Source organism: Ramlibacter sp. (assembly GCF_035627355.1).
Taxonomy (GTDB): domain Bacteria; phylum Pseudomonadota; class Gammaproteobacteria; order Burkholderiales; family Burkholderiaceae_C; genus Ramlibacter.
Genome location: NZ_DASPLW010000004.1, coordinates 15,186 through 37,310, shown reverse-complemented (window position 1 = coordinate 37,310; position 22,125 = coordinate 15,186). Strand labels below are relative to the sequence as shown.

Below are 22,125 nucleotides of genomic sequence, written 5' to 3'. Positions count from 1 at the left end.
CGAACACATGAAGCCGATCTGGATCGTTGACGATGACCCCTCCATCCGCTTCGTGCTGGAGAAGGCGCTGCTGCGCGAGGAACTGCCCACGCGCAGCTTCACCCATGCCGGCGAGGTGCTGCAGGCGCTGGAGGGCGCGGGCGAGGCGGGCCCGCAGATCCTGATCAGCGACATCCGCATGCCGGGCGGCAGCGGCCTGGAGCTGCTGGCCAAGGTCAAGGAGAAGCGGCCCGGGCTGCCGGTGATCGTGATGACCGCGTTCTCCGACCTGGACAGCGCGGTCGCGGCCTTCCAGGGCGGGGCCTTCGAATACCTGCCCAAGCCCTTCGACGTGCCGCATGCGGTGGAGCTGATCCGGCGCGCGGTGCAGGAGAGCCAGCGCGAGCAGGTCGCCGAGGAGCGCATGCAGCAGGCCCCCGAGATGCTCGGGCAGGCGCCGGCGATGCAGGACGTGTTCCGGGCCATCGGCCGGCTGTCGCAGAGCAACGTGACGGTGCTGGTGACCGGCGAGTCCGGCTCCGGCAAGGAACTGGTGGCGCGGGCGCTGCACCGGCACTCGCCGCGTGCCGACGGCCCGTTCGTCGCGATCAACACCGCCGCCATCCCCAAGGACCTGCTGGAGAGCGAGCTGTTCGGCCACGAGCGCGGCGCCTTCACCGGCGCGCAGGCGCTGCGGCGCGGGCGCTTCGAACAGGCCGAAGGCGGCACGCTGTTCCTCGACGAGATCGGCGACATGCCCTTCGACCTGCAGACGCGGCTGCTGCGCGTGCTGTCGGACGGGCACTTCTACCGGGTCGGCGGGCACAGCCCGGTCAAGGCCAACGTCCGCGTGATCGCCGCCACCCACCAGGATTTGGAGCAGCGGGTGCGGGACGGCGCCTTCCGCGAGGACCTGTTCCACCGCCTGAACGTCATCCGGCTGCGGCTGCCGGCGCTGCGCGAGCGGCGCGAGGACATCCCGATGCTGGCGCGGCACTTCCTGCAGCAGTCGGCGCAGCAGCTCGGGGTGGAACCCAAGCGCTTCTCCGACGCGGCGCTGGCGCGGCTGTCGGCGTTCGCCTTTCCCGGCAACGTGCGGCAGATGGAGAACATCTGCCACTGGCTCACGGTGATGGCACCGGCCCAGCTCATCGAGGCCAAGGACCTGCCGCCCGAGGTCATTGGCGCCACCGGAGAGGTCGCGTTGCCGGACTCGCCTCAGGCTCAGCAGGCCGGTGAAACGGCGGGCCTGGCACAGCCATTCGCGCCCGCGGCCGCAGACACCGGCGGGCCCTCATTGCAACCCTGGGAAGGGTCGCTGGAGGCGGAAGCGCGCGAGTTGCTGGCCGCGGGACACGCGGACGTGTGGGACCGGCTGACGCGGCGCTTCGAGTCGCGGCTGATCCTCACCGCCCTAGCGTTCACGCGCGGCCGCCGCATCGAGGCGGCCCAGAAGCTGGGCATAGGCCGCAACACCATCACCCGCAAGATCCAGGAACTCGGCCTGGACGACAATTGAGCCTCGCTCCGGCCCGCTTCCGCTCGCGGTAGCCGTTCCGGGTGCGGACCGGGGGTGAGGGTCGTCATCTCCCCATCCGCGGTAGGGCCGCCGACCGCGGCGGAAATAAGATGCACCGATAATGCATGTTATGGATACGACCCCCGCAGAGCAACCCGACGCCCTGGCGCAGGCGCTGGCGCAGCCGTACCGGCATGGCTTCGTCACCGAGATCGAATCCGACTCGTTGCCGCCCGGCCTGGACGAGGACGTCATTCGCGAGATCTCGCGCCGCAAGCGCGAGCCCGAGTTCCTCTTGAAGTGGCGGCTGGCGGCCTTCGAGCGCTGGCGTGCCATGGAGGTGCCCGACTGGGCCTACCTGCGCATCGAGCCGATCGACTTCCAGGCCCTGTCCTACTACTCGGCGCCCAAATCGCTGAAGGACGGGCCCAAGAGCCTGGATGAAGTCGACCCCAAGCTGCTGGAGACCTACGAGAAGCTGAACGTGCCGCTGCACGAGCGCGCCCGCCTGGCCGGCGTGGCGGTGGACGCGGTGTTCGACAGCGTGTCGGTGGGCACGACCTTCCGCGAAAAGCTGGCCGAGGCCGGCGTGATCTTCTGCTCGTTCTCGCACGCGGTGGAGAACCACCCGGAACTGGTGGAGCGCTACCTGGGCACCGTGGTGCCGCAGGGCGACAACTTCTACGCGGCGCTCAATTCGGCCGTGTTCTCCGACGGCTCGTTCGTCTACGTGCCCGCCGGCGTGCGCTGCCCGATGGAGCTGTCGTCCTACTTCCGCATCAACGCCCGCAACACCGGGCAGTTCGAGCGCACGCTGATCATCGCCGAGGCCGGCAGCGAGGTGAGCTACCTGGAAGGCTGCACGGCACCGCAGCGCGACGAGAACCAGCTGCACGCGGCGGTGGTGGAACTGATCGCGCACGACGATGCCCGCATCAAGTACTCGACGGTGCAGAACTGGTACCCCGGCGACGAGCGCGGCGTGGGCGGCATCTACAACTTCGTGACCAAGCGCGCGCTGGCCGCCGGCAAGCGCTCGCGCGTGTCCTGGACGCAGGTCGAGACCGGCTCGGCCATCACCTGGAAGTACCCCAGCGTGGTGCTGCGCGGCGAGGGCTCCAGCGGCGAGTTCCACTCGATCGCGGTGTCCAACCACTTCCAGCAGGCCGACACCGGCACCAAGATGATCCACCTGGGGCCCAACACCACCAGCCGGATCGTCTCCAAGGGCATCAGCGCCGGCCACGCGCACAACAGCTACCGCGGCCTGGTGCGCATGGGGCCCACCGCCGCCGGCGCGCGCAACCACACGCAATGCGATTCGCTGCTGATCGGCTCGCACTGCGGCGCCCACACCTTCCCCTACGTGGAGTCGGCGCGCAGCGACGCCGTGGTCGAGCACGAAGCCACCACCACCCGTATCTCCGAGGAGCGCCTGTTCTATTGCCAGCAGCGCGGCCTGGACGCGCAGGAAGCCACGGCGCTGATCGTCGGCGGCTTCTGCCAGTCGGTGCTGGAGGAACTGCCGATGGAATTCGCGCTGGAAGCGCGCTCGCTGCTGGCCGTCTCGCTCGAAGGCGCGGTCGGCTGACGGATCGAACACAGAACTTGCAGGAAGCCACATCCATGAACACATCCCAACCCGTGCTGCAGGTCGAGGAACTGCGCGTCGCGATCGGTGAACGCGAGGTGCTGCGCGGCACGTCGCTGGCGATCCAGCCCGGCTCGGTGGCGGTCCTGATGGGCGCCAACGGCAGCGGCAAGAGCACGCTGGGCCTGGCGCTGGCCGGCCACCCGCGCTACCAGGTCCAGGGCGGCAGCGCGCGCTTCGCCGGCGCCGACCTGCTGGCCATGAACGTCGAGGAGCGTGCCCGCGCCGGGCTGTTCCTGTCGTTCCAGGCGCCGCCCGACATCCCCGGCGTGAAGAACAACCTGTTCATCCGCACGGCGCTGAATGCGGTGCGCGAATCGCGCGGCGAGGCGCCGCTGGACGCCTTCGACTTCCTGGGCCAGGCGCGCAGCTCGGCCAAGCGGGTCGGCCTGCCCGACGCCATGCTGGGCCGTCCGGTGAACGACGGCTTCTCCGGAGGCGAGCGCAAGCGCAACGAGCTGCTGCAACTGGCGCTGCTCAAGCCCAGGCTGGCCATCCTGGACGAGATCGACTCGGGCATGGACGTTGACGGCGTGCGCGCTGTGGTCGAGCTGATCGCTTCGCTGCGCCAGCAGGGCACGGCCTTCCTGATCGTCTCGCACTACCTGCAGATGATCGAATCGCTGGAGCCCGACGCGGTGCTGCGGCTGGCCGACGGCCGCATCGCGCAGAGCGGCGGGCTGGACCTGGCGCGCGAGATCGCGCGCACCGGCTACGCGAGCCAGCCGGCCGCGGTGGAGGCCTGAGCATGGCAGCGGGCGCTCCCACCGACGCGCTGGCCGCGCGCAAGCACCTCGAGGTGCACGGCTGGATCCCGAAGAAGGCCGAGGCCTTCCGCCACCTGCCGCCGCCGCCCGCCGCGGCGTGGCTGGGCGAGGGTGCGCCCGTGGCGGCGTCGCCCGAGGACGGCTGGTCGCTGCAGTCGCTGCCCGGCTCCACGGACGGCGCGGTGGAAGTGCGCTGGTTCGACGCCGCCGATGCCGCCCAGCGGGCCGAGCTGTTCGCCTCGCTGCCGGCCCCGGCCGACGATGAAGCGGCGCCCTTCGCGTGGGCGCACCGGGCGCTGGTGCGCACCGGCCTGCGGCTGCGCGTGTCCGCCGGCGAGAGCTTCCTGCGGCTGGACCGCACGCCGGTCGCCGGCGTGGAAGCGCCGCTGCTGCTGGTCGAGCTGGCGCCGGGCGCCTCCTGCGTGCTGCTCGAAGCGCATGCCGCGTCCACCGTCGGCCCTCAGGTGCAGAACCTGCAGGTGCACGTGCAACTGGCGCGCGGCGCCCGGCTGCAGCACCTGCGCCACGTGCCGGCGGGCGGCACCGACCGCATCGCCCACCACCTGCATGCGCGGCTGGACGAGGACGCGCAGTACGCCCAGGCCTTGCTGGCCACCGGCAGCGACTACCACCTGCAGCGCAACGTGGTGGTGCTGCAGGGCGCACGCGCCGCAGCCCGCATCGACGGCGTGCTGCTGGCCGCGGGCAACACGCTGGAGCAGCAGATCCTGTCGCGCCACAACGCGACCCACACGCGCAGCGGCGCCGAAGTGCTGGCGCTGGCCAGCGGGGGCGCGCGCGTGATCGGCAACGCACTGACCCACATGGCGCCGGGCTGCGACGAGGCCGAGGCCCGGCAGAAGCTGGCCGGCATCCCGATCGCGGGGAATCCGCGCATCGTGCTGCGCCCGCACCTGGAGATCCACCACGACCAGGTCCAGGCCTCGCACGGCGCGACCTGGGGTGCGCTGCCCGAGGAGGCCCTGTTCTTTGCCCGCCAGCGCGGCCTGGACGAGGCCGCCGCCAAGGCGCTGATCCTCGAAGGACTGGCGCGCGCGGCACTGGCACGCGGCGTCGACGACGATGCACTGCCCGAGGCGCTGCGCCTCGATGCCGCCTTGACGGACGCCGTGGCGCGCCACCTGGCGACCGCGCAAGCGAAGGAGAAAGCCCATGGGTGACAGGTTGCTGGAAGGCGCTCACGCGGGGCAGTTCCCCGGCCTGGCTCAGAGCGTCCACGGTGCGCCGCTGGCCTACCTGGACAACGCCGCGACGACCCACATGCCGCAGGCGGTGCTCGACGCGATGCAGGCCTACGAGACCGCCAACCGCGCCAACATCCACCGCGGCGTGCACACGCTCAGCCAGCGCTCGACCGAGGCCTTCGACCGCGCGCGCGACACGCTCAAGCGCTTCGTCGGCGCCGGCGACGCGCACGAGCTGGTGTTCACCTCCGGCACCACCGAGGCGCTGAACCTGGTGGCGCACGGCCTGTCCGACTCGGGCATAGGCCCCGCCGTGCTGCAGCCGGGCGACGAGATCGTCACCACGGCGCTGGAACACCACGCCAACCTGGTGCCCTGGCAGGCCGCGGCCCGCCGCAGCGGCGCGAAGCTGCACGTGCTGCGCCCGGACTCGCAAGGGCAGCTGCACGTCGACGACCTGGCGCGCCTGCTGGGGCCGCGCACCCGCGTCTTCGCCGTCACTGCCTGCGCCAACGCCACCGGCGAGCGGCCGCCTTTCGAGACGCTGCTGTCGCTGGCCGCCGAGGCCGGCGCGCTCACCGTGCTGGACGCTGCCCAGGCGGTGTCGCACGAGGTGCCGGCGCTGAGCCAGCTCGAGTGCGACTTCATGGCCTTCTCCGGCCACAAGATGTACGGCCCCATGGGCACGGGCGCGCTGGTCGGCCGGCGCGCGGCGCTCGAACGGCTGGCCCCGCTGCGGCTGGGCGGCGACATGGTCGAGTGGGTGAACGAACAGGACGCCACCTTTGCCGAGTTGCCGGCGCGGCTGGAAGGCGGCACGCCCAACGTGGGCGGTGCGGTCGGCATGGCGGCAGCGGCCGACTGGATCGATTCGATCGGGCGCGAGGCCATCGACTCGCACGTGCGCGCGCTGCGGGCCCATGCGGTGTCGCTGCTGTCGGCGCTGAAGGGCCTCCGGGTGCTGTCGCCCGGGGCCGACCACTCGGCCATCGTGTCCTTCGTGGCCGAGGACGCGCACCCGCACGACCTGGGCACGCTGCTGGACCGGCGCGGCATCGCCGTGCGCACCGGCCACCACTGCGCCCAGCCGCTGCTGGAGTGCCTGGGCATAGGCCCGACCACCCGCGCTTCCTTCGCCATCTACAACACGCACGAGGAAGTCGAGCGCCTGGCCGACGCCGTCGCCCATGCGCTGGAGGTACTGAGATGAACCACCCCGAAGCGCCTTCGGCGCTCCCCCTCGAGGGGCGCCACCAGCGGCCCGGCAGAGCCGGATCCGCGGTGGCACTGGTCCAGGCCATGCGTATTCATGTGCCCCGGCCAGTGAAAGGCGGGCTGGAGCAATTGAGATGAACGATCCTGTGGACGACCTGTACCAGGACCTGGTGCTGGAGCACAAGCGGGCGCCGCGCCACTTCGGCAAGCTGCCGCATCCCACGCACGAGGCGCGCGGTCGCAACCCGACCTGCGGCGACGACATCCAGGTGCAGCTGCAGCTGGAGGGCGAGGCGCTGAAGGACATCCGCTTCACCGGCCAGGGCTGCGCGATCTGCATCGCCTCGACCTCGATGATGACCGAGGCGCTGCACGGCCGCGACAAGCAGGTGGCGCAGGACCTGCAGCGGCGCTTCCGCGCCGTGCTGACCGGCGAGGCCGAACCGGAGGAAGCCGAGCTCGGCAAGCTGGTCAGCCTGGCCGGCGTGCGCGCCTATCCCAGCCGCATCAAGTGCGCGCTGCTGGGCTGGCATGCGCTGATGCATGCGCTGCAGCAGCCCGCCGGCGATACCGTGGCCACACTGGAGGAACCCGCGCCATGAGAGCACCGCGCGAAACCGTGATCTTCCGCCGGCCGGTGATGGTGGAACTGGTCCCCTACGGCAGCCAGATCGAACTGGATCCGGGGATGATGGGCCAGATCACCCAGTCGCTGGGCGGCAACTTCACCCTGGTCGTCGACGGCCAGATGGTGCGCCTGAAGGGCAGCGACGCCGACGCGATCGGCAAGGAGCCGCCTTCCGCGCAGCAGGACGCCGACGACGGCGACGAGACCGACCTGGAAGAGCGGGTCTGGAACACGCTGCGCACCTGCTACGACCCCGAGATCCCGGTCGACATCGTGGAACTGGGCCTGGTCTATGCGTGCGTGCTCACGCCCATGGACGACGGCCGCACCCACGTCGGCATCCAGATGACCCTGACGGCGCCCGGCTGCGGCATGGGCGAGGCGATCGCCAACGAGGTGGCCGACAAGGTGCTGGCGCTCAAGGGCGTGGGCGAGGTGAACGTCGACATGGTGTTCGACCCGCCCTGGGACCGCTCCCGCATGTCCGAGGCCGCCCAACTCGCGCTCGGCGTGTGAGCGCGCGCAACCCTTTCCAACTCCTGATCCCGATTCGATGACCCTGAACATCCTGCTGCTCGAAGACGTCCATGCCAGTGCCAACCCGGTGCTGGAAGTGCTGCCGGAGGTGCAGATCCGCCGACTGAAGCACGCGCCCGATGCGGCGGAACTCAGGGAGCTGCTGTCCGATGTCCACCTGCTCGGGCTGCGCTCGCGCACCCCGCTCGATGCCAAGGCGCTGGAAGCGGCGCCGCAGCTGCGCGCCGTCGGCGCCTACTGCACCGGCACCAACAACATCGACCTGAAGACGGCGGCCGAGCGCGGCGTGGCCGTGTTCAACGGCCCGTTCTCCAACACCCGCTCGGTGGCCGAGCTGGTGATCGGCCATGCCATCCACCTGCTGCGCCGCATCCCCGAGCGCCAGGCGGCCGCGCGCCGCGGCCAGTGGCTCAAGGACGCCAAGCGGTCCAACGAGATCCGCGGCAAGACGCTGGGCATCGTGGGCTACGGCAAGATCGGTACCCAGACCGGCCTGCTGGCCGAGGCCATCGGCATGCGCGTCATCTTCCACGACGTCGAGGCCAAGCTGCCGCTGGGCAATGCCAAGCCGGCGCCCAGCCTCAAGGCCCTGCTGGAGGAGGCCGACGTGGTCACGCTGCACGTGCCGCAGACGCCGCAGACCAAGCACCTGATCGATGCGCAGCGGCTGGCGCAAATGAAGGAAGACGCGGTGCTGATCAACTTGGCGCGCGGCCAGGCAGTGGACATCGCTGCGCTGCACGACGCCTTGTCCAAGGGACCACTGCGCGGCGCCGCGATCGACGTCTTCCCGGTGGAGCCGGCCTCGTCCGCGCACACCTTCGAGTCGCCGCTGCGTGAACTGGACAACGTGATCCTCACCCCGCACGTGGGCGGCTCCACGGTGGAAGCCCAGCGCAACCTGGGCGTCGAGGTGTCGGAGAAGCTGCGCGACTACCTGATGCTGGGCGCGGTGCGCGGCAGCGTCAACCTGCCCGAGCTGGGCGCCGGCCCGGTGCGCGGCGCGGCGCGCCTGGTGCACCTGCACCGCGACCAGCCGGGCGTGATGTCGCAGCTCAATGGCGTGCTGGCCGGCGCCGGCCTGAACGTCACGCAGCTGCACCTGGAAACCGATCGCGGCTTGGGCGTCGCGGTGGTCGACCTGAGCCAGGAGCCGGACAGCGGCACCCTGGGCGCGGTCCGCCAGATCAGCGCCACGCTGGCCAGCTTCATCGCGTTCTCTCGGGGGGCCTGAGCTCCTTGTCGACCCCGCGCCGCGGGGACGACGCTCAGCGCTCGACCGCCAGCGGCAGCTGCGAATAGCCGCTGCCGGGGTAGTGCGCATTCACGGGCTGGCGGCCGGCCACCGGCGCCAGCCAGCGCGTGCCGGCCAGCAGTTCCTCCATCACCACCCGCAGCTGCAGGCGCGACAGTTCCGCGCCCGGGCACACGTGCACCCCGGCGCCGTACAGCAGGTTGAGCGAGGGATCGCGATCCAGCCGGCATTCGTCCGGATCGCCGAACACCGTGTCGTCGCGGTTGGCCGAGGCCCACATCAGGGTCAGCCGCTCGCCGGGTGCGAAATCGCGGCCGGCCACGCACGCGGGCTGGCGCACGATGCGCCGGTTGGCGATCAGCGGCGGGTGGATGCGCAGGATCTCGTCGATGGCTGCCCGCAGCAGCTGCGGCTCGTCGCGCAGTTGCCGTTGCAGCGGCGCGTGCTGGGCCAGGTAGTACGGCAGGATGCCCAGGCAGGACGCCAGGGTGGCCAGCTCGCCCACGGTCCAGTTGCGCAGGATGCTGACGATCTCCTCGTCGGTGATCGGCCGGCCGGCTATGGTCTCGCGCATCAGGCGGCCCGTCAAATCATCGCGCGGCTCGCCGTCGCCGCGGCGCAGGTCCAGTTGCCTGCGGATGTGGCCGTCGAACTCGAACGCCACCGCCACCAAGGCGCTGCGATCGCCGGCCAGCGTGGCGGCCTGGCTGCGCCGCATCCAGTCGCGCAGCGGCTGGTGCAGCTCCTCGCCCCATTCCATGTACGCGCACAGCAGTCGAACCGCAGTTTCGTGGGCGAAGCCGTCCATCCACTCCAGCTCGCCGGCGGGCAGCGCCTGCACCTGTTCGCGGGCAATGGCGCGTGCCCGCGGTTCGAACGCGGCAAGCCGCTCCGGCAGGAAGTAGGCCTCGACCAGCGCCCGCCACGGCGTGTGCTCGGGCGGGTCCATGCCGTTGGGGATGGAGACGTGGGCCGACACCGCGTTGCCGAAGTGGTCGGGGTCGTGCAGGACCTGCATCACGTCGGCATGGCGGAACAGCGACCACTGCAGGTAGTCGCTGTGTGCCACCGGACACCGCTGCCGCATGCGGTCGTAGGCGGCGAGCTGGTCGTCCTGCACGGCGGGATCGCGCGGATCCCAGTGGTCCGCCCGGTCGGGTGCGCGCATGGCTTCAGCCGTCCTTGCCGTCGATCCGGGTGCTCGCCAGCCAGGGCGTGTAGATCCACAGGTAGACCAGGAAGGCGGCGCCCCAGGCCACCGAGGCGGCGCTCACCGCCACGGTGTAGGCGCTGGGCACGGCGACGGGCAGCAGCACTCGCAGCACGGCAGCACCCATCACCAGGACATAGGCCAGCGCCTCGGCCCGGCCCACCTGCAGCGGGCGGCCGGTGTGGCCGCGCGCCGTGCGGGTGATCATGCCGATGATCAGACCGCCGACCAGGCCGACCGCCAGGGCATGCAGGCCCAGCGAGGCCGCGACCCAGCCGAACTGCGCCAGTGCCAGCAGCGCCAGGCCCAGCGGCAGCCAGGCGTACGAGAGGTGCAGGATCCACAGGATGGGGCGCTTGAGCGTCACGCCCGGCGCCCAGTACGACTGGCGCAAGGCCTGCAGCACGGCGGCAACGGCACAGGCAGCGCCCGTGATCGCGTTCGGCGGCGCGAACGCCCACAACGCCAGGGCCAGCGCCGTTGCGCCGAAGGCGGCCCATCCCAGCCGCGGTGTCGGCGTGACCTTCAGGCCGGGCGTCGCGTTGGCCGTGAACGAGGGCACCACCCGGCCGGCCATCACGTGGATGATCAGCACGATCAGGCCGAGCGCCGCATGCAGCGGGGCCAGCGGCGAAATCCCGACCAGGCCCAGCGCGCCGAGGTGGAAGCACAGGTTCGCCAGCGCCAGCAGCACCAGGATGCCGGCCAGCGGCAGGTTGCGCTTGTTCCCGGCCTTGAGCAGCACGCGGCCGAAGATGATGGCGACCGCGGGCAGCAGCGCGACGTCGAGGGCCGCATAGACGGGGTAGGGCGCGGCAAACGCGGCCAGGCGCGCGGCCAGCCACAGGAGGGCGAGCGCGCCGAGTCCTGCGCCGCGGACCGTGTCCAGCCCGGTCCAGGCCCGTCCGGCGGTCAGCAGAAAGCCCACGATGACGCCAATGGCAAAGCCGAACAGCATCTCGTGCGCATGCCACAGCATGGGCGCGATCGCCATGGTCAGCTGCACGTGGCCGAGCCACAGGCCCACCCACAGCGGCACGCCGATCGCGGCCAGTGCCGCGGCGCCGATGTAGAAGGGGCGGAATCCCAGCCGCAGCAGTGGCAGCCCGGACGGGGCGGGTCCCTGGCGGGGTGGCTGGGCGGGCGAGATGGCGATCGGGGGCTGTTTCACGGTGCAGTCCGCCGGGATTTGCTTGCCCGGCCAAAAAGATGCAGAATAGGTGAATCTTAAGACGCAGCGGGCCGCGAAGCAAGGGCGACGTGCTGCGATGTGCGAGGGGATTGCGAAGCCGCAGTTCCTCGCGCCCCTGAGTAGAGAAGCCTCTTCGTGCGCCTGGCCGAATACACCGACTACACGCTTCGCGTGCTGATGTACTGCGCGTCCAACCCTGGGCGGCTGGTGACCATCGCCGAGATGGCCGAGCGGCATGGCGTGTCGCGCAACAACCTGATGAAGATCGTCAGCGACCTGAGCCGCCAGGGCCTGCTGGCGACCACGCGCGGGCGCGGCGGCGGCGTGCAGCTGATGCTGGAACCGCACGAGATCCGCATCGGCGACGTGGTGCGCGCCGCGGAGACGGACTTCCGCCTGGTCGAGTGCTTCGACGAAGCCACCAACACCTGCGCGATCTCGCCCACCTGCCGCATGAAGCGCCTGCTCGATGGCGCGCTCGCGGCCTACTTCCGCGAGCTCGATGGCGCGACCCTGGCCGACCTGGTGCTGCCCCCCGTCGCCGCCGGCCAGGCCGGCGCCGGCGTGGTGATCCACGTCCGCGCGACGGCACCGGCAGTGCCCGCGGCCGCGAAGAAGCGGGCGCCGGCACGCACGACGAAAGCCGTGCCCGCGCGCCGCGCGCGCGCCTGAATTCCCCAACCGATTCGCGCGAAGCCCGCGACGCTTCCGCGGGATTGCACTCGCCGCAAGCGACTCGCCCACATAATAGATGCACCATCAATGCATCTTTGAGGACACCATGTCGCAACCCCACCAGCACCTCTCGCCCGACGCCCTGTATCCCTTCGATGCGCGCGGCGTCGCCAAGCGCTTCCGCCACGCCGCCATCTTCGGTGCGCTGGACGCGCTGCAGCCCGGCGAGACCATGCGGTTCTGCAACGACCACGACCCGCTGCCGCTGCTGGCGCAACTGCAGGCGCGCTACGGCGACCGCGTCGCGATCGAGTACCGGCGGCGCGAACCGGGCGAGATCGTGATCGACTTCATGGTGCAGTGAGCATGGCCATGGCCCCCGCTGTGGAGGGCTTCCCGGCCTTCTTCGACCAGGCCCCGGTCATCCGGGTGCGCGACCCGCTCGCGCAGTTCCTGGGTGCCGCGAACGGCGGCGTGCTGCAGTACCGCTACGCCGACGCGGTTCGGCTGGCCGGGCATTCCTGTCCGACGGTCGCCTCCGCCTTCCTCATGACCCGTGCGGCCCTGCGGGCCCTGTACGGCGACGCGCTGCCCGAGCGGGGCGGCGTGCGGGTGGAATTGCGCGAGCCGGCCACCGAAGGCGTCACCGGGGTGATCGCCAACGTGGTGTCGCTGGTCACCGGCAGCACCGTGGACACCGGCTTCAAGGGCCTGGGCGGGCAGTTCGACCGCCGCCGGCTGCTGGCCTACGAGGCGCCGATCGAATCGACGCTGCGCTTCACGCGGGTGGAGGACGGCAGCGCCGTGTCGACGTCGTCGCGAGCGGAACTCGTCCCCGGCGACCCGCGCATGCGCGAGCTGATGGCCCTGTGCGTGATGGGCCGCGCCAGCGAGGAGCAGCAGCGCGAGTTCGGATCGCTCTGGCAGGACCGCGTACGCCGGCTGCTGCTGGAGCATGCGGACGACCCGGACGTGATCCTGGTGCACTGACCGCGGCGCAGCCGCGCTCGCGTGGATGCCCGCCTTCGCGCGGGCACGACGGTCGCTTCAGATCTCCACCGTCACCGGCGCGTGGTCGCTGGGCTGCTTCCACTTGCGCGGGACGCGGTCGATGCCGCAGCCCTTCACGTGCGCGCGCAGCGGCTCGCTCACCAGGATGTGGTCGATGCGCAGGCCGCGGTTCTTCTGGTAGCCCAGCATGCGGTAGTCCCACCAGCTGAAGCTCTTCTCGGGCTGCTCGAACAGGCGGAAGCTGTCGCACAGCCCCAGCCCGAGCAACCGCTGGAAGTGCTCGCGCTCCTCGCGCGTGTGGTGGATGGTGTCGCGCAGGCCGTCCGGGTCCCAGCTGTCGCGGTCCTCCGGCGCGATGTTGAAGTCGCCCAGCAGCACCAGCCGCGGGTGTTGCCTCAGCTCCTCGCACACATAGGCATTCAGCCCGCCCAGCCAGCTCATCTTGTAGGCGAACTTCTCGCTGCCGGGCGCCTGCCCGTTGACGAAGTAGCCGTTGATCACGCGCAGGTCGCCCTGCGGCGCCTCCACCGTCGCGGCGATCACGCGCGAGTGCTCGTCCTCGAAGCCGGCGATGTTCTTCGCGATGTCGCGCAGCGGCGTGCGCGAGAGGATGGCCACGCCGTTGTACGTCTTCTGCCCGAACACCGCGCAGTGCGGATAGCCGGCCTCGCGGATCGCCTCCAGCGGGAACTTGTCGTCGGTGAGCTTGAGCTCCTGCAGGCACAGCACGTCCACCGGGTTGGCGGCCACCCAGTCCAGCACGTGCTGCAGGCGGGCGGTGAGCGAATTGACGTTCCAGGTGGTGATCTTCATGCGGCGGCTCGGTGCGCGAAACGGCTGGATTCTAGGCAGTGGCTACAGCAGCCACTCGATCGGCAACCAGGACAGCGCCCGCACCATCCACCGCAGGGCCACGCTGGTGCCGGGCTCCTGGTCGTGCACACGCTCGCCGTCGCTGCGGTGCTCGAGCCAGCGAAGCGAGCCATCGGCGGCGGCCCGCACCTGGTACGCGCGCTGCGGCAGTCCGGCTTGCAGCGATCGCTCCATTGCGAGCGCCATGTCCGGGCTCTCGATCAGGAAACCCATCTCGGTGTTCAGGCGCGCCGATCGCGGGTCGAAGTTGAAGGAGCCGACGAAGATCCACCGGCCATCGACCGAGAACGTCTTGGCATGCAGGCTCGAGACGGAGCTGCCCGCCAGCGGAGACTGGGCCTGCACCGGCGGCGGCGATGCCGACCGCTCGAGCTCGAACAATTGCACGCCGCCTTCCAGCAGGGCGGGGCGGCGGCGGGCATAGCCGGCGTGCACGACCGGAACGTCGGTGGCGGCCAGGCCGTTGGTCAGCACCCGGACCTGCACGCCGCGCTGCGCCAGGCCGGTGAGGAAGGCCGTGCCGCGCTCGGCCGGCACGAAGTACGCCGAAACGAGGTTCACCTGCTCGCGTGCCTGTTCGATCACGGGGGCGATTTGCGGCCACAGGAGGTCCTTGCGCTCGGCCCGGCCCAGCGCCTTGGCGGGGTCGTCGCTGGCCATGCGCACCGGCACCCACTGCAGCGGCAGGCGGCGTGCCAGCAGGTCCCGCACGAAACCCGATGCCGAGACGGCAGCCACGTAGTCGCGGCCCAGCGGCTGTTGGCGGCTGGCGGCTGCTCGCGCGGCGAGGGCATGCAGCGCATCCGGGCCCGCGGCAGGCAACAGGTCCTCGGCCGCATACGCCGAGGCGCTGTCCCAGTAGCGATCGAAATCGCGACCGACTTCGCGGGCCACCGGCCCGACCGCCATCACGTCGAGGTCGAAGTAGAGCAGGTCGCCGTGCGCGTCGAAGTACGCATCCCCGATGTTGCGGCCGCCGATCACGGTCGCCTGCCGGTCGGCGGTGAACGACTTGTTGTGCATGCGGCGGTTGAGCCGGGCGAATTCGGTCAGGTAACCCAGCCAGCGCCAGTCGCGCGTGGCGAACGGGTTGAACAGCCGCACCTCGATGCGCGGGTGGGCGGCCAGCGCCGCCAGCACGGGATCGAGGCCGACGGTGTTGTTGTCGTCCAGCAGCAGCCGCACCTGCACGCCGCGGTCGGCAGCCTGCCGCAACGCGTCCAGCAACAGCGTGCCGGAGAGGTCGGCCTGCCAGATGTAGTACTGCACGTCGAGCGTGCGCTCGGCCGCACCGGCCAGCAGGATCCGGGCGGCGAAGGCATCGTGGCCGCTGGCCAGCGCCAGCACGCCCGAGCGACCCGGGTGCGCCGCGGCAAGGGGCCCGATGCTGCGGGCCAGTGACGTCGAGCCGGTGTCCGGCGCCGGAAGCGCCGTCGGGCGCCCGGGTGGCTGTGGCAAGGGCTTGCAGCCCGCCAGCAGGATGGCCAACGCCAGCAAGGATCCGCAATGGCGGACCCGGCGCTTCGTCCTACTCGGACGCCACCCCGCGTCCATACGTCACGAACGCGAAGCGCAGGCCGCTGGCCGACACGTGCTCGGCCCGCTCCAGCTCGATCCAGTCGTCCGGCAGCGCGGGCGCGTGCACGTCGCCCTCGAAATCGGCGTCGATCTCGGTCACTTCCGCCACCTGCGCCAATGGCAGGGCCTCGCGAAGGATCTCGGCGCCCCCGATCACCCAGGCGTGCACGGCCGGAGCGCACAGGGCCAGGGCCTCGGCCAGCGAGCCCGCGCGCAGTGCGCCGGCCGCCGCCCAATCCGGCTGGCGGGTGACGACGACGTTGGTGCGCCCGGGCAAGGGCCGGAAGCGCTCGGGCAGCGAGTCCCAGGTCCTGCGGCCCATGATCACGGGCGAGCCCAGGGTGACCTTGCGGAAGTGCGCCAGGTCCTCCGGCAGGTGCCAGGGCAGCACGCCGTCCTTGCCGATGACGCCGTTGCGGGCGCGGGCGTAGACCAGCCCCAGCTTCATACCGCCACCGGCGCCTTGATCGGCCCGTGGCACTGGTAGTCCAGCACCTCGAAGTCCTCGTACGCGTACTCGAAGATCGACGGCGGCCGGCGACGGATGTTCAGCACCGGGTAGGGGTAGGGCTGGCGTGACAGCTGCAGCTCCACCTGCTCGTGGTGGTTGCTGTAGATGTGGCAGTCGCCGCCGGTCCAGATGAAGTCGCCCACGCCCAGGTCGCACTGCTGCGCCATCATGTGCGTCAGCAGCGCGTAGCTTGCGATGTTGAAGGGCACGCCCAGGAAGATGTCGGCGCTGCGCTGGTACAGCTGGCAGGACAGCTTGCCGTCCGCCACGTAGAACTGGAAGAAGGCGTGGCAGGGGGCCAGCGCCATCTTCGGCAGGTCGGCCACGTTCCAGGCGCTGACGATGATGCGCCGGGAATCCGGATGGGTCCGGATCGTCCTGACCGCCTCGGCGATCTGGTCGACCTGCCCGCCGTCCGGCGTGGGCCAGCTGCGCCACTGCACGCCGTAGACCGGACCGAGGTCGCCGTCCTCGCGCGCCCATTCGTCCCAGATCGTCACCCCGCGCTCGCGCAGCTTGTTGTTGTCGCTGGAGCCTTCCAGGAACCACAGCAGCTCGTGGATGATGGATTTCAGGTGCACCTTCTTGGTGGTGACCAGCGGGAAGCCCTCGTTCAGGTCGAAGCGCATCTGGTAGCCGAACACGCTGCGCGTGCCAGTACCGGTGCGATCGGTCTTGGGCGTGCCATGCGCGTACACATGGCGCATGAAGTCTTCGTACTGGGAGCGGACGGGTCGCGACGTCATGCGGAAATTATCGGTGCAGCACCCGGCCGGGGTTGAAGACGCCCTTCGGGTCCAGCGCCTGCTTGATCGCCCGCATCATCGACAGCGCGACCGGCGACTTGTAGTCGGGCAGCGTCCCGGCCTTGAGGGCGCCCACGCCATGCTCGGCCGAGATCGAACCGCCGAAGCGCCGCACCTGGCTGTAGACCAGGTCGTTGACGCGATCTTCCTGCTCGCGCAGGAAGGCCGGGCCATCGGCACCCTCGGGCGCCTGCACGTTGTAGTGCAGGTTGCCGTCGCCCAGGTGGCCGAAGTTCACCAGCCGCACGCCGGCGATCTCGCGCACCAGCAGCGCGTCGGTTTCCTCGCAGAAGGCCGGGATGCGCGAGATCGGCACCGAGATGTCGTGCTTGATGTTCAGCCCCTCCTGGGCCTGCGCCATCGAGATGCTCTCGCGCACGTGCCACAGCTGCGCCGCCTGCGCCAGGTTCTCGGCCACCACGGCGTCCGTGACCAGGCCCTGCTCCAGCGCCGCTTCCAGCAGGCCCTCGAACTGCGCGCGCGCATGCGCTTCCGATTCGTGGTCGGCGTTCTCCAGCAGCACGCCCCAGGGGCTCTCGTCGGCGAAGGGCACGCGCTGCTGCGGGAAGTGCTTGCTCACCAGCGACAGCGCGAAGCGGCCCATGACCTCGAAACCGGTCAGCCCCGGCCCGAGCCGCCCGTGGGCCAGTTCGAGCAGCCGCACGGCGTGCTCCATCGACGGCACCGCGGCCCAGGCGGTCAGGCTGGCCGCCGGGCGGGGGAAGAGCTTGAGGGTCGCGGCCGTGATCACGCCCAGCGTGCCCTCGCTGCCGATGAACAGCTGCCGCAGGTCGTAGCCGGTGTTGTCCTTGCGCAGGCCGGAGAGCCCGTCCCAGACCTCCCCCTGCGCCGTCACCACCTCCAGCCCCAGGCACAGCTCGCGCGTGTTGCCGTAGCGCAGGACCTGGGTGCCGCCGGCATTGGTGGACAGGTTGCCGCCGATGGTGCAGCTGCCTTCGGCGGCCAGGCTGAGGGGGAACAGCAGGCCGGCCTGCTCGGCGGCCTCCTGCACCGATTGCAGGATGCAGCCGGCTTCCACCGTCAGTGTCAGGTTGTCGCGGTCCAGGCCGCGCACGGCGTTCAGGCGCTGCAGGCTCAGGACGATTTCGGTACCGCTGTCGTCGGGCACGCCGCCGCACACCAGGCCGGTGTTGCCGCCCTGCGGCACGATGGAGGTGCCCGCTTCGGCGCAGGCCTTCACCACCGCGGCGACTTCGGCGGTGCTGCCCGGGCGCACCACGGCCAGCGCCTTGCCGCGCACGCGCTTGCGCCAGTCCTCTTCCCAGGCACCCAGGTCGCCGTCGGTCAGTACGTGGGGCGCGCCGACGGTGGCGCGCAGCTTGTCGATCAGAGGGTTCACGTCGGTTTCCTCTTGCGCGGTCCCAGCCGCAGGCGCACGTGCAGCGCGCAGGCGGTGAACAGGGCCAGGCACAGGATGATTTGCAGGATGGGCAGCCAGGCCGGCGCGACCGGGTCGTTCCAGGCCCGCATCACGCCTTCGGCGAAATACAGCCAGACCAGCAGGCTGACCCAGCGGTAGGTGTACATGCGGTGGCGCAGGAAGCCGGCGAGCGGGAACAGCAGCGGGACGACCTTGAGCGCCCACAGCGAGCCGCCCGGGCGCAGCGGCGCCAGCCACAGTTCCCAGGCCAGCCCGAGGGCGACCAGCGCCAGCAGGCTGCCGACGGCCAGCGCCCGGATGATCCGCAGCGAGACGGGCGCCGCGGTCGCGGAGGAAGGCATCGTGTCCATGGCCGATGGCATCATAGCGGCCGATGAAAGTGGCCCCGCTGCTCGCCGAGCTCTCGCACTTTCCCTGGCTGTCGACGGCGCGCACGCTGGGCGAACGGTTCCGGGAGGACCGGCTGGGCGTCAGCGCCAGCAGCCTGACCTTCACCACGATGATCGCGCTGGTGCCGCTGGTCACCGTGACGCTGGCGGTGTTCACCGCCTTCCCCATGTTCAACAAGCTGCAGGGCACGGTGCAGCAGTGGCTGGTGCAAAGCCTGGTGCCCGACGCCATCGCGCGGCAGGTGCTGGGCTACCTGACCCAGTTCGCCGGCAAGGCGAGCCGGCTCGGCGCCGCGGGCCTGGCCGTGCTGTTCGCCTCCGCCATCGCGCTGGTCCTGACCATGGACCGCACCCTCAACGGCATCTGGCGCGTCAAGCGCCCCCGTCCTCTGGCGCAGCGGGTGCTGATCTACTGGGCGGTGATGACGCTGGGACCGCTGCTGCTGGGCGCCAGCCTGAGCGCCACGTCCTATGCGGTGTACGTCTCGCGTGGGCTGGTGCGCGGCACGCCGGGCGGGCTGCAGTTCCTGCTGGACCTGCTGGAGTTCGTGCTGCTGGCCGGCGGGCTGGCGGCCCTGTACCGCTTCGTGCCCAACACGCCGGTGCGCATCGCCCACGCGGTGGCTGGTGGCGTATTCGCCGCGCTGGGCATCGAGATCGCCAAGCGGCTGCTGGCCTGGTACCTGGGCCTGGTGCCCAGCTATTCGGCGGTCTACGGCGCGTTCGCCACGCTGCCCATCCTGCTGATCTGGATCTACGTCGCCTGGCTGGTGGTGCTGCTCGGTGCCGTGGTGGCCGCCTACCTGCCGGCCCTGCTGGGCGCCACGCAGCGCGTCACGGGCGGGCCGGGCTGGCCGTTCCAGCTCGCGCTGGAAGTGCTGCAGCACCTCCACGCCGCCCGCGCCACGGCCCGCCGCGGCATGGACATCGACGAACTGGTCGCGGCGCTGCGCGTCGGTCCGCTGCAGCTGGAGCCGGTGCTGGAGACGCTGGTGCAGCTCGACTGGATCGGCCGCCTGAACGAGGTGGACGACGACGTGGGCACCCGCTACGTGCTGCTGGCCGACGTGCAGTCGACGGCGCTGGAGCCGCTGGTGCGGCACCTGCTGCTGCCGCACACCGACACCACGAAGGCCGTGTGGGAGCAGGGCGGGATCTCGCGGCTGTACCTGAAGGACGTGGTCTGACTTCCCAGTCATTCCCGCGAAGGCGGGAATCCAGTGCGTCGGCTTTTCTACTGGATCCCCGCTCCGCGGGACGACCACTCACTAGAAGGGAATGCGCCCCATCCAGATGTCCCGGTACATCGCGTAGTCGCCCATGAAGCTCCACACCGGGTACTTGAACGTCGCCGGCCGGTTCTTCTCGAAGAAGAAGTGGCCGATCCACGCGAACGCGTAGCCGGCCACCAGTCCTGCGAGCAGGTACCAGAAGCTCAGCGTCACCACGGCGGCGATCAGCAGCGCGGTGCCTATGCTGGTGCCCACGAAGTGCAGGCGGCGGCAGGTGCGGTTGGCGTGCTCGCCCAGGTAGAACGGGTAGAACTCGGCGAAGCTGCGAAAGCCCGATTGCGCGGTCGTGTCGGCCATGCTGGTCTCCTGTCGTTCCGGACGAACGCAGTTTAGGCCAGCGTGAAGGGTGCGTGCAGGAAGCCGCGGAAGCGCGCCCGGCCGCCGCGCATGGGTGGCGCCGTGAGCCGGTACTCCGGAAAGCGCGCCAGGAAGCGCCCGATGGCGACCCGGCCCTCCAGCCGGGCCAGGCTCAGGCCGGCGCACTGGTGGATGCCGAAGCCGAAAGCCAGGTGGCGGTTGTTCTCGCGGGTGAGGTCCAGCTCGTCCGGGCGCTCGAACACGGCCGGGTCGCGGTTGGCCGCGCCTATGCACAGGGTCACCAGGGCGCCTTCGGGCAGGGCCACCCCGCCCACCTCGCAGGCGCGCAGCGCGCGCCGGTTGCCGAGCTGGTTGGACGACTCGAAGCGCAGGAACTCGTCGACGGCCAGCGACATCGCCGGCTCCAGCGCCGCCCAGTCGGGCCGGGTGCCGATGGTGCGCAGCAGCAGCGCCTTCTGCTGCGGCCACTCCTGCAGCGCCACCAGCGCATTGCCGATCAGGTTGGTGGTGGTCTCGTGGCCGGCGTTGAGGATGAAGATGCAGTTCTGCAGCAGCTCGTGCTCGCCCAGCTGCTCCCCGTCCTCGCCCTGGATCAGGCGAGTCAGGACGTCGTGCTCGGGGTCGCCGGGGTGCCGGCGGCGATCCGCCACCAGCCCCTTCAGGTAGTTCAGCATCTCGACCACGCTGCGGTTGCCGGCGGCCTCCTGCGCGGGTGTGAGGCGGGGCTCCAGCGCGCCCAGGATGGCCAGCGACCACTCGCGCAGGGGACCGCGCTCGGCGTGCGGCACCCCCAGCAGGTTGCCGATGATCTCGACCGGGATCGCGGCCGCGAAGTCCTCGACCAGGTCGCCGCCGCCCTGGGCCTCGATGCGGTCCAGCAGCCGGTCCACCAGCTCGACCAGCCCCGGCTCCATGCCGGCGATGGCGCGCCGGGTGAGGGCGCCCATGATCAGCTTGCGCACCCGGGTGTGCAGCGGCGGGTCGTTGAACACCAGGCTGGTCGTGTGGTGCGCCAGCAGCGGCGAGCCCTCGCCGTACTTGGGCGTGAACTCCACCTTCTTGTCCGAGCTGAAGGTGTGGGCGTCGCGGTAGACCGCCACCAGGTCGGCGTAGCGCGTGAGGAACCACGAGCCGTCCGGCATGTGCCGCACGGGCTCGCGCTCGCGCAGCGCCGCATAGACCGGGAAGGGGTTGGCGTAGAAGTCCGGCGGCAGCTCGCGCAGGTCGAAGCTGTCGGCGATGGCCTGCGCGCGCTCGGCGCTCATGGGCGGGGTGATGGCGTCGGCGTTCATGGCGCTCCCGGGCTCAGGGCTTCAGGAAGGACTTGAGTGCCGCCAGCACCTCGTCGGGAGCCTCGGACATCATGTCGTGTCCGCCGTTCACCAGCACGGTGCGGCCGTCCCTGGCCTTGGCCTGCAGCGACTGCGCCGCGCGTGGCGGCGTCATCGCATCGTGGCGCCCGAGCACGAACAGCACCGGGCACTGCAGCTTCTCCATCGCGGCCTCGCCGCCCTGGTAGCCGTCGCAGGCGCTGAAGCCGCGGTGGAACACGTTCACGTCCGGATTGCTGGCCAGCACGCGCCGCATCAGGGCGCGGGCCCCGCCGTACACCCAGGTGCCGGCGCCCAGCGACGAGGGCGGCGGCGCCAGCATCGAATGCGAGAACACGTTGACCATGTGGATCGCCTTCTCCGGCGCATTCAGCGAGGTGTCGAGCAGGGCCGGCGACACCTTCATCGGGAACGCGGTGCCGACCATGGCGATGCGGTCTATGCGCTCCGGCGCCTGGGCGGCCGCTTCCAGCGCGATCAGCGAGCCGAAGCTGTGGCCCACCAGCGTCGCCCGCTGCACGCCGGCCGCATCGAGCAGATCGAGGATGAAGCGGGCGCCGTCCTCCACGGACGTCGGCGGTTCGCCGCCGCTGCGGCAGTGGCCGGGCAGGTCCAGCGCCAGCACGTTCCAGCCGTGGTGCGCGAAATAGCGCGACTGCAGGATCCAGACGCTGTGGTCGTTCAGCACGCCGTGGATGAAGACGACGGTCGGCTGGGCCGCATCGAAGGGCTTGCCGCCGGTGTAGCACCAGGCCTTGTGGCCGCGGACGTTCAGATCCAT

Annotated in this window: 23 protein-coding genes; 12 read left to right on the top strand and 11 right to left on the bottom strand. The window is 70.8% G+C overall.

Annotated features, from left to right (window positions below; translation table 11 throughout):
• The first annotated feature begins 7 nt into the window (after positions 1 to 7).
• The 8 genes from ntrC (at position 8) to serA (ending at position 8,735) form a co-directional block, all read left to right on the top strand.
• Positions 8 to 1,498 carry a nitrogen regulation protein NR(I) gene (gene ntrC, locus VEC03_RS01050; RefSeq protein ID WP_324912272.1) on the top strand — a complete coding sequence of 497 codons (1,491 nt, stop codon included), beginning with the start codon at positions 8 to 10 and terminating at the stop codon, positions 1,496 to 1,498.
• Positions 1,499 to 1,628: 130 nt separating this feature from the next.
• A complete protein-coding gene (gene sufB / locus VEC03_RS01045; protein WP_324912271.1) occupies positions 1,629 to 3,089 on the top strand; it encodes a Fe-S cluster assembly protein SufB in 1,461 nt (486 codons plus the stop codon).
• A gap of 35 nt (positions 3,090 to 3,124) precedes the next feature.
• Complete coding sequence (sufC, locus tag VEC03_RS01040) at positions 3,125 to 3,895, top strand: Fe-S cluster assembly ATPase SufC (protein WP_324912270.1); 771 nt, start codon at positions 3,125 to 3,127, stop codon at positions 3,893 to 3,895.
• A 2-nt stretch (positions 3,896 to 3,897) separates the two neighbouring features.
• Positions 3,898 to 5,097, top strand: coding sequence for a SufD family Fe-S cluster assembly protein (locus tag VEC03_RS01035; protein WP_324912269.1), 1,200 nt, complete (start codon positions 3,898 to 3,900; stop codon positions 5,095 to 5,097).
• On the top strand, positions 5,090 to 6,331 hold the full coding sequence (locus VEC03_RS01030; protein WP_324912268.1) for a SufS family cysteine desulfurase: 1,242 nt from the start codon (positions 5,090 to 5,092) through the stop codon (positions 6,329 to 6,331). Before VEC03_RS01035 ends, VEC03_RS01030 begins: the two co-directional genes overlap by 8 nt.
• Positions 6,332 to 6,470: 139 nt before the next feature.
• Positions 6,471 to 6,938, top strand: a complete 468-nt coding sequence (gene sufU / locus VEC03_RS01025; RefSeq protein ID WP_324912267.1) for a Fe-S cluster assembly sulfur transfer protein SufU — start codon at positions 6,471 to 6,473, stop codon at positions 6,936 to 6,938.
• A complete protein-coding gene (gene sufT, locus VEC03_RS01020) occupies positions 6,935 to 7,480 on the top strand; it encodes a putative Fe-S cluster assembly protein SufT (protein WP_324912266.1) in 546 nt (181 codons plus the stop codon). The genes sufU and sufT overlap by 4 nt, the downstream gene beginning before the upstream one ends.
• Positions 7,481 to 7,517: 37 nt before the next feature.
• The gene (gene serA, locus VEC03_RS01015) at positions 7,518 to 8,735 is read left to right on the top strand and encodes a phosphoglycerate dehydrogenase (protein WP_324912265.1); all 1,218 of its coding nucleotides are present in this window, start codon (positions 7,518 to 7,520) and stop codon (positions 8,733 to 8,735) included.
• A gap of 34 nt (positions 8,736 to 8,769) precedes the next feature.
• Here the strand turns inward: serA and VEC03_RS01010 are convergent, their stop codons facing one another.
• The gene (locus VEC03_RS01010) at positions 8,770 to 9,924 is read right to left on the bottom strand and encodes a cytochrome P450 (RefSeq protein WP_324912264.1); all 1,155 of its coding nucleotides are present in this window, start codon (positions 9,922 to 9,924) and stop codon (positions 8,770 to 8,772) included.
• Between the two features lie 4 nt (positions 9,925 to 9,928).
• Positions 9,929 to 11,137, bottom strand: a complete 1,209-nt coding sequence (locus VEC03_RS01005) for an NnrS family protein (RefSeq protein WP_324912263.1) — start codon at positions 11,135 to 11,137, stop codon at positions 9,929 to 9,931.
• Between the two features lie 156 nt (positions 11,138 to 11,293).
• On the opposite strand from VEC03_RS01005, the gene VEC03_RS01000 reads away from it, so the two are divergent.
• From VEC03_RS01000 to VEC03_RS00990, 3 genes are all read left to right on the top strand, one after another.
• Positions 11,294 to 11,830, top strand: a complete 537-nt coding sequence (locus tag VEC03_RS01000; protein WP_324912262.1) for an Rrf2 family transcriptional regulator — start codon at positions 11,294 to 11,296, stop codon at positions 11,828 to 11,830.
• A 109-nt stretch (positions 11,831 to 11,939) separates the two neighbouring features.
• On the top strand, positions 11,940 to 12,197 hold the full coding sequence (locus VEC03_RS00995) for a DUF2249 domain-containing protein (protein ID WP_324912261.1): 258 nt from the start codon (positions 11,940 to 11,942) through the stop codon (positions 12,195 to 12,197).
• Positions 12,198 to 12,199: 2 nt separating this feature from the next.
• Entirely contained in the window at positions 12,200 to 12,823 is a 624-nt protein-coding gene (locus VEC03_RS00990) for an FmdE family protein (RefSeq protein ID WP_324912260.1), read from the top strand.
• 57 nt (positions 12,824 to 12,880) lie between these two features.
• Here the strand turns inward: VEC03_RS00990 and xth are convergent, their stop codons facing one another.
• The 6 genes from xth to VEC03_RS00960 are packed head-to-tail and all read right to left on the bottom strand — an operon-like array spanning position 12,881 to position 18,355.
• Complete coding sequence (gene xth, locus VEC03_RS00985; RefSeq protein WP_324912259.1) at positions 12,881 to 13,657, bottom strand: exodeoxyribonuclease III; 777 nt, start codon at positions 13,655 to 13,657, stop codon at positions 12,881 to 12,883.
• A 42-nt stretch (positions 13,658 to 13,699) separates the two neighbouring features.
• The gene (locus VEC03_RS00980) at positions 13,700 to 15,271 is read right to left on the bottom strand and encodes a phospholipase D family protein (RefSeq protein WP_414708440.1); all 1,572 of its coding nucleotides are present in this window, start codon (positions 15,269 to 15,271) and stop codon (positions 13,700 to 13,702) included.
• Complete coding sequence (locus VEC03_RS00975) at positions 15,246 to 15,743, bottom strand: dihydrofolate reductase (RefSeq protein ID WP_324912257.1); 498 nt, start codon at positions 15,741 to 15,743, stop codon at positions 15,246 to 15,248. The genes VEC03_RS00980 and VEC03_RS00975 overlap by 26 nt, the downstream gene beginning before the upstream one ends.
• The gene (locus VEC03_RS00970; protein ID WP_324912256.1) at positions 15,740 to 16,552 is read right to left on the bottom strand and encodes a thymidylate synthase; all 813 of its coding nucleotides are present in this window, start codon (positions 16,550 to 16,552) and stop codon (positions 15,740 to 15,742) included. The genes VEC03_RS00975 and VEC03_RS00970 overlap by 4 nt, the downstream gene beginning before the upstream one ends.
• A gap of 7 nt (positions 16,553 to 16,559) precedes the next feature.
• On the bottom strand, positions 16,560 to 17,972 hold the full coding sequence (locus VEC03_RS00965) for an FAD-binding oxidoreductase (protein WP_324912255.1): 1,413 nt from the start codon (positions 17,970 to 17,972) through the stop codon (positions 16,560 to 16,562).
• Entirely contained in the window at positions 17,969 to 18,355 is a 387-nt protein-coding gene (locus VEC03_RS00960; RefSeq protein WP_324912296.1) for a DUF2069 domain-containing protein, read from the bottom strand. Before VEC03_RS00960 ends, VEC03_RS00965 begins: the two co-directional genes overlap by 4 nt.
• A 32-nt stretch (positions 18,356 to 18,387) precedes the next feature.
• Here VEC03_RS00960 and VEC03_RS00955 point away from each other — a divergent pair, with 32 nt between their 5' ends.
• A complete protein-coding gene (locus VEC03_RS00955) occupies positions 18,388 to 19,590 on the top strand; it encodes a YihY family inner membrane protein (RefSeq protein WP_324912254.1) in 1,203 nt (400 codons plus the stop codon).
• A gap of 81 nt (positions 19,591 to 19,671) precedes the next feature.
• On the opposite strand, the gene VEC03_RS00950 is transcribed toward VEC03_RS00955, so the two are convergent.
• The 3 genes from VEC03_RS00950 to VEC03_RS00940 are packed head-to-tail and all read right to left on the bottom strand — an operon-like array spanning position 19,672 to position 22,125.
• Positions 19,672 to 19,992 carry an Mpo1-like protein gene (locus tag VEC03_RS00950; protein ID WP_324912253.1) on the bottom strand — a complete coding sequence of 107 codons (321 nt, stop codon included), beginning with the start codon at positions 19,990 to 19,992 and terminating at the stop codon, positions 19,672 to 19,674.
• Between the two features lie 32 nt (positions 19,993 to 20,024).
• Positions 20,025 to 21,305 (bottom strand): cytochrome P450, encoded by a 1,281-nt coding sequence (locus VEC03_RS00945; protein WP_324912252.1) that lies wholly within the window; start codon positions 21,303 to 21,305, stop codon positions 20,025 to 20,027.
• Between the two features lie 13 nt (positions 21,306 to 21,318).
• Complete coding sequence (locus VEC03_RS00940; protein ID WP_324912251.1) at positions 21,319 to 22,125, bottom strand: alpha/beta hydrolase; 807 nt, start codon at positions 22,123 to 22,125, stop codon at positions 21,319 to 21,321.

Bases quoted from the DNA above. Each gene is read 5' to 3' on its own strand.
- VEC03_RS00950 (WP_324912253.1), bottom strand. From the start codon at position 19,992: ATGGCCGACACGACCGCGCAATCGGGCTTTCGCAGCTTCGCCGAGTTC.
- VEC03_RS01030 (WP_324912268.1), top strand. From the start codon at position 5,090: ATGGGTGACAGGTTGCTGGAAGGCGCTCACGCGGGGCAGTTCCCCGGC.
- VEC03_RS00945 (WP_324912252.1), bottom strand. From the start codon at position 21,305: ATGAACGCCGACGCCATCACCCCGCCCATGAGCGCCGAGCGCGCGCAG.
- VEC03_RS00990 (WP_324912260.1), top strand. From the start codon at position 12,200: ATGGCCATGGCCCCCGCTGTGGAGGGCTTCCCGGCCTTCTTCGACCAG.
- VEC03_RS01010 (WP_324912264.1), bottom strand. From the start codon at position 9,924: ATGCGCGCACCCGACCGGGCGGACCACTGGGATCCGCGCGATCCCGCC.
- sufU (WP_324912267.1), top strand. From the start codon at position 6,471: ATGAACGATCCTGTGGACGACCTGTACCAGGACCTGGTGCTGGAGCAC.
- xth (WP_324912259.1), bottom strand. From the start codon at position 13,657: ATGAAGATCACCACCTGGAACGTCAATTCGCTCACCGCCCGCCTGCAG.
- VEC03_RS00995 (WP_324912261.1), top strand. From the start codon at position 11,940: ATGTCGCAACCCCACCAGCACCTCTCGCCCGACGCCCTGTATCCCTTC.
- sufT (WP_324912266.1), top strand. From the start codon at position 6,935: ATGAGAGCACCGCGCGAAACCGTGATCTTCCGCCGGCCGGTGATGGTG.
- VEC03_RS00955 (WP_324912254.1), top strand. From the start codon at position 18,388: ATGAAAGTGGCCCCGCTGCTCGCCGAGCTCTCGCACTTTCCCTGGCTG.
- sufC (WP_324912270.1), top strand. From the start codon at position 3,125: ATGAACACATCCCAACCCGTGCTGCAGGTCGAGGAACTGCGCGTCGCG.
- VEC03_RS00940 (WP_324912251.1), bottom strand. From the start codon at position 22,125: ATGGATCTGAACGTCCGCGGCCACAAGGCCTGGTGCTACACCGGCGGC.
- sufB (WP_324912271.1), top strand. From the start codon at position 1,629: ATGGATACGACCCCCGCAGAGCAACCCGACGCCCTGGCGCAGGCGCTG.
- ntrC (WP_324912272.1), top strand. From the start codon at position 8: ATGAAGCCGATCTGGATCGTTGACGATGACCCCTCCATCCGCTTCGTG.
- serA (WP_324912265.1), top strand. From the start codon at position 7,518: ATGACCCTGAACATCCTGCTGCTCGAAGACGTCCATGCCAGTGCCAAC.
- VEC03_RS00970 (WP_324912256.1), bottom strand. From the start codon at position 16,552: ATGACGTCGCGACCCGTCCGCTCCCAGTACGAAGACTTCATGCGCCAT.
- VEC03_RS00975 (WP_324912257.1), bottom strand. From the start codon at position 15,743: ATGAAGCTGGGGCTGGTCTACGCCCGCGCCCGCAACGGCGTCATCGGC.
- VEC03_RS00960 (WP_324912296.1), bottom strand. From the start codon at position 18,355: ATGCCTTCCTCCGCGACCGCGGCGCCCGTCTCGCTGCGGATCATCCGG.
- VEC03_RS01035 (WP_324912269.1), top strand. From the start codon at position 3,898: ATGGCAGCGGGCGCTCCCACCGACGCGCTGGCCGCGCGCAAGCACCTC.
- VEC03_RS00980 (WP_414708440.1), bottom strand. From the start codon at position 15,271: ATGGACGCGGGGTGGCGTCCGAGTAGGACGAAGCGCCGGGTCCGCCAT.